This is a genomic window from Sorangium sp. KYC3313, from assembly GCF_052075895.1.
Lineage (GTDB): Bacteria > Myxococcota_A > Polyangia > Polyangiales > Polyangiaceae > Sorangium > Sorangium cellulosum_B.
Genome location: NZ_CP197255.1, coordinates 5,231,882 through 5,244,385 on the forward strand (window position 1 = coordinate 5,231,882; position 12,504 = coordinate 5,244,385).

11 protein-coding genes are annotated in these 12,504 nt (G+C 73.1%); 6 read left to right on the plus strand and 5 right to left on the minus strand.

What is annotated here, in order from left to right:
• Positions 1 to 125 precede the first annotated feature (125 nt).
• On the plus strand, positions 126 to 254 hold the full coding sequence (locus ACSRUE_RS20585) for a hypothetical protein (RefSeq protein WP_441292462.1): 129 nt from the start codon (positions 126 to 128) through the stop codon (positions 252 to 254).
• Positions 255 to 281: 27 nt separating this feature from the next.
• On the opposite strand, the gene ACSRUE_RS20590 is transcribed toward ACSRUE_RS20585, so the two are convergent.
• Positions 282 to 821: a hypothetical protein gene (locus ACSRUE_RS20590; RefSeq protein ID WP_441292463.1), complete on the minus strand. Its 540-nt coding sequence runs from the start codon at positions 819 to 821 to the stop codon at positions 282 to 284.
• Between the two features lie 281 nt (positions 822 to 1,102).
• Here ACSRUE_RS20590 and ACSRUE_RS20595 point away from each other — a divergent pair, with 281 nt between their 5' ends.
• Entirely contained in the window at positions 1,103 to 1,726 is a 624-nt protein-coding gene (locus tag ACSRUE_RS20595; protein WP_441292464.1) for a hypothetical protein, read from the plus strand.
• A 446-nt stretch (positions 1,727 to 2,172) separates the two neighbouring features.
• Here the strand turns inward: ACSRUE_RS20595 and ACSRUE_RS20600 are convergent, their stop codons facing one another.
• The gene (locus ACSRUE_RS20600) at positions 2,173 to 3,495 is read right to left on the minus strand and encodes a restriction endonuclease subunit S (protein ID WP_441292465.1); all 1,323 of its coding nucleotides are present in this window, start codon (positions 3,493 to 3,495) and stop codon (positions 2,173 to 2,175) included.
• Positions 3,492 to 4,949: an N-6 DNA methylase gene (locus tag ACSRUE_RS20605; RefSeq protein ID WP_441292466.1), complete on the minus strand. Its 1,458-nt coding sequence runs from the start codon at positions 4,947 to 4,949 to the stop codon at positions 3,492 to 3,494. The genes ACSRUE_RS20600 and ACSRUE_RS20605 overlap by 4 nt, the downstream gene beginning before the upstream one ends.
• Positions 4,950 to 5,092: 143 nt before the next feature.
• Between ACSRUE_RS20605 and ACSRUE_RS20610 the strand changes: the two genes are divergently transcribed.
• The 3 genes from ACSRUE_RS20610 to ACSRUE_RS20620 are packed head-to-tail and all read left to right on the plus strand — an operon-like array spanning position 5,093 to position 7,104.
• Positions 5,093 to 5,788, plus strand: a complete 696-nt coding sequence (locus ACSRUE_RS20610; RefSeq protein ID WP_441292467.1) for a hypothetical protein — start codon at positions 5,093 to 5,095, stop codon at positions 5,786 to 5,788.
• Positions 5,785 to 6,675: a DUF4159 domain-containing protein gene (locus tag ACSRUE_RS20615; RefSeq protein WP_441292468.1), complete on the plus strand. Its 891-nt coding sequence runs from the start codon at positions 5,785 to 5,787 to the stop codon at positions 6,673 to 6,675. The genes ACSRUE_RS20610 and ACSRUE_RS20615 overlap by 4 nt, the downstream gene beginning before the upstream one ends.
• Before the next feature lie 6 nt (positions 6,676 to 6,681).
• Positions 6,682 to 7,104, plus strand: a complete 423-nt coding sequence (locus tag ACSRUE_RS20620; protein WP_441292469.1) for a hypothetical protein — start codon at positions 6,682 to 6,684, stop codon at positions 7,102 to 7,104.
• Positions 7,105 to 7,138: 34 nt separating this feature from the next.
• Here ACSRUE_RS20620 and ACSRUE_RS20625 read toward each other — a convergent pair whose 3' ends face one another.
• Positions 7,139 to 8,452 (minus strand): PAS domain-containing protein, encoded by a 1,314-nt coding sequence (locus ACSRUE_RS20625; RefSeq protein WP_441293109.1) that lies wholly within the window; start codon positions 8,450 to 8,452, stop codon positions 7,139 to 7,141.
• A 247-nt stretch (positions 8,453 to 8,699) separates the two neighbouring features.
• Here ACSRUE_RS20625 and ACSRUE_RS20630 point away from each other — a divergent pair, with 247 nt between their 5' ends.
• Positions 8,700 to 11,084 (plus strand): glutamine amidotransferase, encoded by a 2,385-nt coding sequence (locus ACSRUE_RS20630; RefSeq protein ID WP_441292470.1) that lies wholly within the window; start codon positions 8,700 to 8,702, stop codon positions 11,082 to 11,084.
• A 33-nt stretch (positions 11,085 to 11,117) separates the two neighbouring features.
• Here ACSRUE_RS20630 and ACSRUE_RS20635 read toward each other — a convergent pair whose 3' ends face one another.
• A complete protein-coding gene (locus ACSRUE_RS20635; RefSeq protein WP_441292471.1) occupies positions 11,118 to 12,203 on the minus strand; it encodes an SMP-30/gluconolactonase/LRE family protein in 1,086 nt (361 codons plus the stop codon).
• Positions 12,204 to 12,504 lie beyond the last annotated feature (301 nt).

Here is a 12,504-nt window from a genome sequence, read left to right on the forward strand (position 1 = left end):
GAGCGCTTCCATTGCTGCAGCATCTGGGCGGCGCCGCGATGACGAGCGCGCGCGCCGGGGTCGTTCCTGGCAGGCCCTTGTCCTCTGCCAGGCGACAGTCCCGCCGCCGCGCCCAGGTTTGCAAGGTGTCGTACTGGACCGGCGTCGGCTCGGACACCCAGGTGAACGTGCAGCGCTACGACTATCTCGGCAACCCGGTCGACAGCCAGTTCACGAATACGTATCTCGGCGCCGAGATGTTCACGCCCTGCTGAGCGAGCGCTGATACAGGGGGGCCGAGATCACTCGCCCGTATCGAACTCGCACGCGGCGACCTCCGGCGCACACTCGCCCTCCACCTCGGCGGCCACAGAGGCGAGGCAGTCGTTGCACTCGGCGCTCCGCGCCTCGCCGGCGCCGCACGCGCCATAGCAGGGCAAGTCCTCCACCAGGCCGCAGGCAACGCAGAGACAGTCCATGAGCACCTCGTAAATCTCGGCCGACGCCTCGCACAGGTCCGCCGGATCGTCGGTGTCGTAAGGTGGCAACGAGCAGGTCGCGCACTCGGCGCTGCCACCGGCTCCGCCCGCGGCGCCGACCTCGCCGCCCGCGCCAGCGCCCGCCTCGCCACCCGTCGAGCTGCCGCCCGCGCCGCCGCCGGCCTCGCCTCCCGTCGAGCCGCCGCCGGTCCCGCCTCCCGTCGAGCCACCGCCGGTCCCGCCGCCTCCGCCCACCAGATGGTAGCTTTCGTCCAGCCCCGCCAGCGCGGTACACCCGCCGGCCGCCGCAAGCCCGATCAGCGCCATCGCCAGGGACGCGTTCACACGCTTCGAGCCCGCCATGGCGCCGGAGCATCACTCGCTTACACCTCCGGCGTCAAGTGACCGTGCGGCTGGTTCGACCTGGGGTCGTGGCTCGATGCACGCACGACACGCGTGCTCGTCAAGTCTGTTACAGTCGCAGATATCGCATGATCATGGACGACGGCGCGCATGACCGCCGCCCCCGAACTCGGCCTGATCGCCTTGCCGTGCGCTGCCACGTCGTGGCTCGCCATGGCACAGAATACCAGCGTGTTTCTCCCGTGCCGGAGCGGGCATGTCCCGTGCTGGACACGGCGGCCATGACACACAAGTGCTTTCTCTGGTTGGCTCGTGGTTCCTTCATTGGGTGGGCGATGCTGGGCGGCGCGGCGTGCGGCGAAGATGACCATGGACCCGCGAGCGCGGAATCCACCAGCACCAGCGGAGCGGGTGCGAGCGGCAGCGCCGGCGCTGGCGGCTCCGGAGGCGGCGGCGGCAGCGCCGCGAGCGGCGGAGCCGGCGGCTCCGGGGGCGGGGGCGGCAGCGCCGCGAGCGCTGGCGCTGGCGGCTCCGGGGGCGGCGGCGGCAGCGCCGCGAGCGGCGGGGCCGGCGGCTCCGGGGGCGGGAGCAGCCATGGCCTGACGTGCCGCGAGTCGAGCTTTCCGGCGTTCAGCAAGGCCTGCGAACAGGCGAGCGACTGCGTCGTGTTGCCGCACGTCACGACCTGCTGCGGAGACGTCCTGTTCGTCGGCGTGGACGCGGACGACGAGGAAGCGTTCGAGGCCGCCGAGGCGGCGTGCCTCGCCGGCTCGCCGCTGTGCGATTGCCCGTCGCAGCCGTCGCTCGCGGAGGACGGCCGTCGGCTCGAGAGAGAGAGCGAGCAGGCGGTCGCGGCGCGCTGCGACGAGGGCTCGTGCACGTCGGAGATCAGGGATTTGCCCTAGCTCGACCTTCGTTCGCGGGGACTCGTGGCCGACTCGGAAGGCCTGCAATCTCTGGCAGGTTCCCTGCGAGGCAGGCCGCCGGCTCTCGCCCTCACCCGACCGCAGCTCGAGTCAGCCGGCCGGGATCGGCGCGACCGAGATTCGGTCGTCTTCCTCCACCGTCGCGGCGGCCGCGTCGCGAGCTGATCCAGCGTGCCGGGGGCAGCCAGGCTCGGAAAATCTGTGGGGAGCGAAGCCGGTTCGTCGAGCACGACGATCCCCGCGTCGTGGGTGTTCGGGATGAAGCCGGGGAAGCTGGCAAGCTCCTGAGAGAGGCGTTCATCGCGGCAGGCCCGGCGTCCTGGCGTGGTCTGCGCGCGTGAGCGCCGGGCCCGCCCGCGATCCGGACGCGGCCTGATCGATGAACATCGATGCCGAGCAAGCTGAGCAAACCGAGAGCTAGCCGCTCACCCCATCCCCCGGACGCGGCGCAGCAGCGCCTCCGCCGGCTCGTAGCCCCGCCCCTCCGCGCGGGCCAGCGCCGCCTCGGTGGGCACGAGCTCTCCGGAGAACGCCCTGGCGAGGATCGTGTGCGGGAGCCTGTCGGCCCGGGCCGCGGCGCGGGCCACGCGCTCCTCGACCTCGCTGGCGAGCGCGAAGAGCGCCTGTGTCCGGCGCGCGATCTCCGCCTGCTCCTCCGCCGGCGGCACCGGCACGGGGATGCCGTTGAGCGCCGCCTGCGTGAGCTTCGGCTGGGCCGAGCCGGTCACGTGGTGCTGCAGGTCGAGCGAGTTCAGGAGCAGCTCGAGGTACCCGAGGACCACGCCGGCCTTCGGCTGGACCACATGAGCATGGTTGTTCACCCAGAACCTCCCGCTCGCGGCGAACGCCACCCGGGTGTTCCTCGACAGGAGGTTCGCGCCGTCCTCGGCGATCAGCAGGTAATCCCCGTCGAACAGGTAGCCATCGATCGAGTCGATGACCCCCGACGCGCCGTAATACGGATACGGCCCCTGGCGCCTCGCTCGAACCGCGGAGCTCACGGGGACGCGTCGGCCATCGTGGTTGTCCACCAGGGCGCCGAAAGGGCAGCGGACCCAGGACGGCGGCAGGGGACGCTCCGGACCGTCGCTGCTCGCCCCGGGGGCGGCCGGCGCCGACGTCGAGCAGCGCGGCGGGGGCTCCGCCCGTCCCGCGGCCGGCACGGCGGCGCCCGGCGCGCGCAGGTCCTCGGTGAGCCTCCCCGAGCACGCCGCCCCCAGCACGGCCTGCCGGAGCCGCCGGAGGAGCAGCGACGACCTCGCCAGCCGGGCCTTCGCCGCGTCCACCTCGCCGAGCAGGGCCTCCGCCTTCGCGACGATGCGGCGCTGCTCGGGGAGGGGAGGCAGCGCGAAGGGCCGCTCGAACGTCTCGCGCACCTTCACGAACGGCTGCGCGGAGCCGCCCTTCACCCAGAACCCCTCGTCGTTGAGGTGGAGGAACAGGTAACCGACGTCGATGGCCCGCTCGTCCGGCCAGACCACATGGGTGTTCGCGATCGCCGACCACCGCCCGCGCGCCTTGAACGCCTTCCCGCACCGCGTCCCCACGGCGGAGACCACGATCGCCTCGCCCTCGTGCTCCCAGCCGTCGCACCACACGTCGGGGCCGGCGGCGCTGAACCCCTGGTAGCGCCCTGGCCGTTGCTCGGCGTGGAGCTTCCCCTTGATGAGCCTCGAGCTCCCGCTCCGGTGCGAGCAGATCGACGCGAGCGTCGTCTCGGCCCACCCCTCGGGCAGCGGCCCGCTCACGCCTCCGCCGCCCCGCCCTGGAGCAGCGCGAGCACGCGGTTCAGCGCGGCGACCGCCTCCGTCAGCTCCTGGAGGGCTTCGGTCGCCAGCTCCTCCGGCTCGGGCGGCTCGCCGGCCTCGTCGAGCGACTCCTCCTTGAGCCACCTCAGCCCGTCGAGCTTGAACTCTCGCTCCTTCACCTCGCGGAGCTCGAAGCTGCGGAACCGACCCTCGCTGGAGCTCGCCGCCTCGCGCGCGCCGCGCCCGTCGGGGTCGCCGCCGTAGCACCGCTCGAACTCCGCGAAGTGCGCCGGGGAGAGCGGCCGGCCCTTCTTGGTGATCGACGGGACGCCCGTCCGGGCGTCGTAGATCCAGACCCTCTCCGTCGCGCGGCCCTTCGAGAAGAAGACGACGTTGGCCTTCACCCCGGCGCTGTACGGCGTGAAGGTCCCGTGCGGCAGGCGGAGCACCGTGTGCAGGTCGCAGCCCCTGGCGAGGATCTCCAGCACCGCGCCTGCCTGGTCGGCGAACAGGCAATGGTCCGGCAGGACCATCGCCGCCCGGCCGCCGGGCCTCAGGATCGTCAGCACGTGCTGGATGAAGTTGAGCTGCTTGTTCGCGGTCGCGATCGAGAAATCCTCGCGGCGCGGCGTCTCGTAGGCCCCCTTCGTGCCGAACGGCGGGTTCGTCAGGATCACGTCGAACCGCTCGTCCGGCGGCGGGGCGTCGATCGAGTCGCCGAGGGTGATCCTCGGCTCGATCCCGTGGAGGACCAGGTTCATCAGGGCGAGCCGGCGGGGGCGCGCGACGAGCTCCTGGCCGAAGAACGCCCCGGCCTTGATCCGGCGCGCCGCCTCCCGGTCGAGCGCTCCCCGCGCCTCGGCCTCGATCCACTCCCACGCGGCGACGAGGAAGCCGCCGGTGCCGCACGCCGGGTCGCAGAGGGCGAAGCCCGGCTTCCCCTGCGGATCGGGCCTGATGCACCGCACGATCGACTGGATCAGGGCGCGGGGCGTGAAGTACTGCCCCGCGCCCTTCTTGCCCTCGGCGGCGGCCTTCTCCAGGAGGCCCTCGTACGCCGCGGCCTGGATGTCCACGCCGAGGCGCGTCCACTCGAGCTCGTCGATGAGGTCGACGAGCTTCCCGAGGCTCGCCGGGCTCTTGAAGCGCGGCTGCGAGCCCGCGTAGATCTCCCCGAGGACGCCGGGGGCTCCGTCGAGGGATCGGAGGACGTCGGCGTAGCGGTCGAGCAGCGCTTGCCCGGTGCGCGCGCGCAGCGCGGGCCAGGAGCAGTCTGTCGCGTCGACCTCGCCGCGGGGCGTCCTGTGCTCGACGCGCGAGAGATCGATGCCTCGCTCGGCGGCCATCTTCAGGAAGAGCAGGTAGGTGATCTGCTCGATGTAGTCCCCGTGGTCGATGCCGTCGTGGCGGAGCGTGTGGCAGAACCCCCAGAGCTTTCCAACAACGTCGGTCATGCGGCGGCGGCTTCGTTCGGGTCGTGGAGCGGGAAGGCGAGGCGCGGGAGGAGCCGGCTTACCACGGCCGGGCGCCTCACGGCGGCCGCCGCGCTCGTCCATGGCGCTGGGACGCGCCGCCGCCGATGTACTAGGCTCGTCCCGTGCCGCGCGCCCTCACCTCGCTGTTCGCGCTTTTCTTGCCGCGATCGCTCCGATCGTCGCTGCCGCCGCGGCTGCCGCTGTCTCTCCTGTCGCTCTTGCCGCTGTCCGGCCTCGCCTGCGCGTCGTCCTCGCTCCCCGATCCGAAGGAGGCGGTGCAGGTCTACGCCGACGCGGCGGCGCGCGGCGACGCCGACGCCATCTACGGCATGCTGAGCGACAAGAGCCGCATCGCGATGTCGCGCGACGAGGTGCGGCGGCGCGTCGCCGAGGCGCGCGCCGAGCTCGCGGAGCAGGCGCGGAGCGTCACGGCGCCCGGGGTCGTGGTCAAGACCCGCGCCCGCGTCCGCTACCCGGACGGCGAGATCGCGACCCTCGAGCTCGACGAGCGCGAGCGCGCCTTCCGGATCTCGGCCGCCGACGCGCTGCCCGCGGGCGGCCGCACCCCCGAGCAGGCCCTCGAGCAGCTCCGCCGCGTCCTCGCGCGCCGCAGCTACGCCGGCCTGCTGCGCGTCCTCACGCCGGCCACGCGCGCCGCCATCGAGAGCGACCTCCGCTCGCTCGTCGAGGGGCTCGCTCAGCCCGAGGGACTCGAGGTCCGGATTGCCGGCGACTCCGCGACGGTGCAGATCCCGGGTGGGCACGAGGTGAAGCTCCGGCGCGAGGCGGGCGTATGGCGGGTCGAGGACTTCGATTGAGACGATGGCTCGGCCGGCTCGGCGCTCGCCGGCCGCGCGGCCTGGGCGGTGAGGCGGCGCTGCCGCCCTCGCGCCTCGCCGCCTCGGCCCGGCCGCGGCGCCTCGCGGTCCTGGCGCTGGTGGTTGTCTCCGCGCTGCTCCTCCTCGCGGTGCCGCGCCCCGTGCGCGCCTTCGGCGAGGAGGGGGCGTGGAACCCGCGGCCGCTGCTGACGGGCGACGCGCGATGGGAGGGGGTGCGCGCCACCGCCCCCGCGCGCTGGTCGTTCGAGCTGGAGCGGCGGACGAGCGCGCCGGCGCGCCGCAACCCGACCACGGTCCGCGCCGACGACCCGGCGCTGCTCGCCGAGCCGTTCGCGCTCTGGGGCGGCGAGGGCGACCTCCCGCCGCTCACCGAGCGCGAGGTCTTCGGCCTGCGCCGCTTCCTCGCGCTCGGCGGCGTGCTCCTCGTCGACGACTTCGCCCCGGGCAGCGGCGCGTTCGGCCGCGCCGCGCGGCGCGAGCTCGCCCGCGTCCTGCCGGAGGGCTCTCCCATCCCGATCGGCACGGAGAACGTCGTCTTCCGCTCCTTCTATCTCCTCCCGCGCGCCGTCGGCCGCGTCGAGGGCCCGCCGAAGCTCTCCGCGATCGTGCGCGGCGGCATGCCGCAGGTGATCTTCTCCGATCACGACCTCGCCGGCGCCCTGGCGCGCTCGGAGGGCGGGGGGCCGAGCGTCGAGGTCACGCCCGGGGGCGAGGCGCAGCGGGAGCGCGCGTTCCGCCTGGCCGTGAACATCGCGATGTACGTGCTCTGCTCGAACTACAAGGACGACCAGGTGCACGCGCCGTTCCTGATGCGCCGCCGCGCCGTCGACGACAACCGACCCCGCTCCGCGCCTGCGCGGCCGTGAGGCGCGATGACGTCGGGTCGCCACGCCGCTGCGCCGAAGCTGGTCTGGCAGGACGACCACTTCACGGTGCTGTTCGACGCGTCCCTGCGCGTCGTCTGGACCGTGCGCAGCTCCAGGCCGTTCACCTCGCTGGAGGAGATCGAGGCCGTGATGGGAGAGCTCATCCGCGTCCTCGACCGGCTGGGCCGCTCCCATCACGCCCTCTTCGTCGACGTCCGCGCCGTCCCCGGCAGGAACGACCCGTCGTTCGAGGCGACGATGAAGCGCCTCCGGCCGCACTGGCTGCGTGGCTTCCGGCGGGTCGGCGTGCTCGTGCAGAGCGTCGTCGGCGCGCTCCAGATCCAGCGCTTCGCGAGGGATGACGGCATCGAGCGGCTGATCACGAGCGACGAGGCCGCGCTCCTCCGGTACCTCACGGAGGAGGGCTGAGCGGCCAGGAGCTCTGGTGTCTGGCCGCGCTCAGCTACCGTCTGCCGTGGCGGAGGGCGTGCGCGATGCCGCTCTGCAGCGTGCTCAACGTGGTGATCCCGGAGAGATCCACGCCGAGCGTGACGAGCGTCTGCGCCACCTCCGGGCGGACGCCGGTGAGCACCACGCGGGTGCCGAGCAGCTGGGCGGCGCGCGCGGTGCGCGTCAGCGCGTCCGCGACGTGCGTGTCGACGGCGCGCACGCCGGTGATGTCCAGGATCGCCGTGTGGGCGCCCTGGCTGCTGATGCCGGAGAGCAACGTCTCCATGATCTGCTCCGCGCGCCCGCTGTCGATCGCCCCGACGAGCGGCATCGCGACCACCCGATCGGCGAGCGGGATGAGCGGCGTGGACAGCTCCCGGAGGGCGGCCTGCTGCGCGAAGATGATCTCCTCCTGCAGCGCGGCCCGCTCCGCCTCCGCGCGCTTCAGCGACGTGATATCGGTCACGATGCCGCCCATGCCGATCGGCGTCCCGCGCTCGTCGTGGATCGGGAATTTGACCGTGAAGAAATGGTGTTGAGCGCCTTCTATCGGCACCATCTCCTCGAACTGCATGACCTGCCCGCCGGTGAGCACCTCTCGCTCCTTCGCCACGATCATCGCGGTGGCCGCGGGGTCCAGGGCGCCCAGCTCGAACTCATCCCGGCCGATGAGCTCGAGGACGTGCTTCTGCATCGTCTGCGCGTGCATGCGGTTGGCCAGGACGTAGCGCCCCGCGGTGTCCTTGACGAAGATGGAGCTGCGCGCGTTGTCCACCAGCTGCAGGAGCAGCTGGTATCGCCCCTGCACCGTCTTCTCTCTCCGCTGCCGGTCGCTGGTGTCATCGACGAGCGCCGCGATCTCGTGCGCGTCGCCTCGGCCGTCGCGCAGCACGGCGTAGGTCCATCGGCAGAGGAGCGCCTGACCTCCCTTCGTCCTGCACTCGCTCGTGGTCGTGGCGAAACGGCTCTCCTCCCGGGCGAAGTCGAACGCCCGCGCCGCGGCGGGGGACACGGGGACCGCGCCCACGAGGTCGGCCAGCCGGCGGCCGACGGCCTCGCTCGCGCTCCAGCCGAGGAGGTGCTCGGCGCTGTCGTTCCAGCACGTCACCGCGCCGTCCAGGCGCCACTGGATCACCGCCGGCACCGCCGTGGGCAGCCCCTCGAGCGCGTCGAGGGCCTCCACGTCTGCCGTGGCTTCCGGCGCGGCCGCGCTCCGTGCGTGACCGTTGGAGCGCTCCGCCAGCGCCTTCTCCAGCGCCTCGACGCGCGCGCGGAGCGCTGTGTTCTCTGCCCTGAGCCGCCCGGCCTCGTCCAGCTCTTCGCGCATCGTCACCAGGGGGCGAGCCTACGCGCGGCGTACCCGGCGTTTCAAGGTGGCTCACCGCTGTTCGAGGTTGCCCGAGAGGTCGCAGCAACGGCGCCGGGCTGGGACACTCCGCCCCGATGTACTAGGCTCCGCGCGTGCCACGCGCCCTCGACTCGCTGCCCGCGCTGTCGCTCTCCCACGCCGGCGCCGCGAGCGGGACTCCCTCTTCTCGCGCGCTTCCCGCGCTTCTCTTGTTCCCGGAGCGGCCGTGACCCGGAGCTTCGCGCCCTCGGGCGATCTCTCGTCGCCGGTCGTCGCCGTCGCCTGCGTCGTCGCGGCCCTGAGCTTCGGCCTGCTCGTGCTCGAGCTCGTCCGTGCGCGCGGCCGCGCCGCCGGGGCGGTGGGCGCCGCGCCCGCGCGCGCGGCGCTCGGCACGGCGCTCACGGGCGCGCTCGCCGTGCTCGGCCTGCTCGCCGCCATCCTCCGCCCTGTCGCGGTCACGTCGCGCGGGAGCCTCGTCGGCCCCAAGGTCGTGGTGCTGGTCGACGGCTCCCGATCCATGGACCTGCCGGGCGTCGCGGGGACCCGCCGCGACAGCGCCGATCGCGCGATCGAGGAGCTCGGGAAGCGCGCCGACGTCCGGCTCTCCCGTTACGTGTTCGGCGAAGGAGCGCCGCTGCCTGCCGACGGGCAGGCAGGCGAAGGCGACGGCGCCGCGCCGGCGCCGGGCGGGAGCGCTGGCGCCGCGCCGGTGCCCGACAGGGACGCGGGGGCGCCGGCCGTCGCCTCCGGGTCGGCCGCGGCGCCCGCGGCGCCCGCGCGAGGCCGGCCGCAGCGCCGCTCGGATCTCAGCGCCGCGCTCGAGGCGCTCGCCCGCGCCGCCGACGAGCGGCCGTCGGCGTTCGTCGTCGTCTCCGATGGCCGGCTCGACCGCCCGGGCCCCGACGACACCGCCGCGGCGACGCGGGCCGCGCTGGAGGGGCTCGACGTCCCGGTGCACACGGTCGCGGTGGCGACCGAGTCCGTGCGCGACGCCGGCGTGCGCGCGGTCCGGACCTCCGGCGCCGCGGTCGCCCACCAGCCGCTCTCGCTCCGCATCGACATCGGCTGCAGCGGCGGCCTCGCGTGCGACGCCGTCCCTGTCGTGGCCCGCGAGCTGCGCGAGCAGGGCGCGCCCACGACGCTCGCCACGGGCACGGCGCACGTCGAGGGCGGCGTCGGCACGGTCGAGCTCGGCGTGACGCTCGACCGCGCCGGCACCCGCATCCTCGAGGTGTCGATCAAGGCGCCGGACGGCGACGAACTCCCCGAGAACGACGTCCGGTACGTCACGCTCGACGTCGCGCGCGATCGCATCCGGGTGCTCCACGTGGCGGGCCGGCCGACGTACGACGTGCGCGCGCTGCGAATGTGGCTCAAGGCCGACGCCTCGGTCGACGTCGTGGCCTTCTTCATCCTGCGCACGCCCGGCGACGAGGTGAACGCGTCGTCGGACGAGCTCGCGCTGATCCCGTTCCCCGTCGACGAGCTCTTCAGCGTCCACCTCTCGAGCTTCGACGCGGTCGTCCTGCAGGACTTCGACGCCGCGCCGTACGGCCTGACCAAGCACCTCCCGGCGCTGGCCCAGTATGTCGACAAGGGCGGCGGGCTCATCATGGTGGGCGGCCCGAACGCCTTCGTGTCGGGCAACTATGCGCGCACGCGGCTCGCCCGCGTCCTGCCGGTGGATCTCGACATCGGCCGCGCGCCCAAGGTGGATCTCGGCGCCTTCGTGCCGCGCATCACCGCCGCGGGCCGCGCGGCGCCGGTGCTCGCGCCGCTGCTCGCGCTGATCGGCGACGAGATGCCGGAGATGCCGGGGACCAACGTCGTCGGCGATCCGCTCCCCGGGGCGACGGTGCTGATGACGCACCCGACCCGCACGACGGCCTCGGGCGCGCCGATGCCGGTGCTCTCGCTGGGCGAGCACGAGAGCGGCCGGACGATCGCGCTGACGCTCGACGGCAGCCACCGCCTGCTCTTCAGCGCGTTCGCCTCGAGCTCCGCGGGCCGCGCGCACGGCGCGTTCTGGGACGCCCTGCTCGGCTGGCTCATGCGCGATCCGCGCTTCGAGCCTGCCGCGATCGAGCCGCGCGGCGGATGCCTCGCGGGCGAGGAGACGGCGCTCGTGCTGCGCCCCCTCGCCGGGCAGCGCGGCGAGGCCAGGGTGACCATCGCGCGCCTCGGCAGCGGCGCGGTCGTGAAGACGCTGACCGCGCCGATCGGCGAGGGCGGCGAGCCGGTCGAGCTCGCCGCCGGTCGCCTCGAGCCCGGGGGGTATTCGGCCACGGTGGAGATCGTCCCGGAAGGCGCCGCCGGCGACGGAGGCGACCAGAAGCGGGCGGCGACGCGGCGCGACTTCGCGTGCGAGCGCGGCGGCGACGAGTGGGCCGATCCCCGCCCCGACGTCGCCCGCCTGGAGGCGATCGCCCGCGCGACGGGCGGCGCGTCGGTGCTCCCGTCGGGCGCCGGCTCGCTGTCGCTGCCTGCGGCGACGCAGGTGGCGACCGAGCGCCACGTCGCGCCGCTCCTGCCCCCCTGGGCCTGGACGCTGGCGGCGGCCGCGGCGCTCGGCGCGCACTGGATCGTGCGCCGGCGCGGGGGCCTCGCCTGAGGCGAGGGCGCCGGCCGGAGCCCTGGTCTCGTCTCAAGGGAACGACGGCTTCTCGAGCGGATCGGCCTTGTCGCCGACCCAGACCCTCAGCACCCCGAAGTGCGCGGCGTTCCCGGTGAAGCTCGCGTGATTCACGATGAGCAGCATCTGCGCCGGGTCGTTGAACGCCACGTTGGCGGGGGCGTCGAGGGGCATCTCCTCCCCTGGTGCGCTCTCGATGCGCGATACCTCGACCCCGTGCTCGTCGAGCACCGAGATCGCGTTGGCCGCCGCGAGCGTGACATAGAGCTTCCCCGACTTGCCGAACGCGAACCCGTCGGGCGCCTCGCCAGCATCGTAGTCGTGGACCAGCTCCAGATCGGCCTCTTCGGGGGCTTCGACGAGGGGGAGCCGGTAGATGGACCCCAGGCTCGTGTCCGACGGGGAGAACGACACCGAGAAATAGACGTGCTCCCGCTCCGGATCGAGCCGGATCCCGTTCACGCCGATCGGCAGGTCGCCGCTGCCGACGAGGGCGGCGCTCTGGAACCAGATCTCCGGCGCGCCGCCCCCGGGCGGGTAGCGGAAGATCGTCGCCTGCAGCGAGTCGGTCACATAGGCGTAACCCTCCTCGTCGAAGGCGATGTCGTTCGGCAGCGGCGGCGTCGGGAAGGGCGTCGGCGAGCACGCCTCTCCAGGCGCGGCCATCACGCACGCCGGCAGATCCGGCAGCGGAGCGCCGTAGCTCTCCTGAACATATCCATGTCCAGTCTTCCTGAAGCGCAGAAGGCCGAGCTGCGTGCTGAGCGCGTAGACCCGGCCGTCGTCGTCGACGGCGATGCAGCTCAGCGCATGCTCTTCGGCGAGCGCCTCGCCCGCCACCTGGATCGTGCTCTTGAGGACTTTGCTGTCCCTGTCGAATACGGAGATGGTCGACGGGCCTTGACCTGCGGTGCCGAACGTCGCTGGGCCGGAGACGTAGACCCGATTCCCATGGACCGCGATGCCTTCGGGGAACCCCGGAGCCGCCGGAGCCGTCGCGAACGTCTTGATCTCGCCGTAGCATCCCCCCTGCGCCAGCGCCGGACCCGGGATCAGCGGCGACACCGCGGAGAGGAGCGCCAGCGCTCCGCAAGCCAACCATTTTCCGTTGGAGTGCGATGATTTTGACGTGACGGAATGCGGCATGTTCCCTCCATGGGTCCCTGGTTGCGGGACCGGAGTTGTCGGAATAGGCCGCGTCGAGAAGACAAAGTGCAAAGTGCCTGGCTTCGTCAGGCTGACGATGCGGCCATGATAGCTGGAGTATATGCGGTTGAGCTGATTGGCTGTCGAGTCGAAATTCTTCGGTTCATGAAATATCAGGGAGGCCGCTGCCCGGCTGTTCGGTGACGCGCCGCGCGCGCCGCCCGTGCCGCCCGCGTCATGTTTCCCATGTGTG

What these genes read in the sequence shown, in the direction of transcription:
- ACSRUE_RS20590 (WP_441292463.1), bottom strand. Translation starts at nt 821, where the DNA reads ATGGCGGGCTCGAAGCGTGTGAACGCGTCCCTGGCGATGGCGCTGATC.
- ACSRUE_RS20595 (WP_441292464.1), top strand. Translation starts at nt 1,103, where the DNA reads ATGACACACAAGTGCTTTCTCTGGTTGGCTCGTGGTTCCTTCATTGGG.
- ACSRUE_RS20605 (WP_441292466.1), bottom strand. Translation starts at nt 4,949, where the DNA reads ATGACCGACGTTGTTGGAAAGCTCTGGGGGTTCTGCCACACGCTCCGC.
- ACSRUE_RS20620 (WP_441292469.1), top strand. Translation starts at nt 6,682, where the DNA reads ATGACGTCGGGTCGCCACGCCGCTGCGCCGAAGCTGGTCTGGCAGGAC.
- ACSRUE_RS20625 (WP_441293109.1), bottom strand. Translation starts at nt 8,452, where the DNA reads ATGCGCGAAGAGCTGGACGAGGCCGGGCGGCTCAGGGCAGAGAACACA.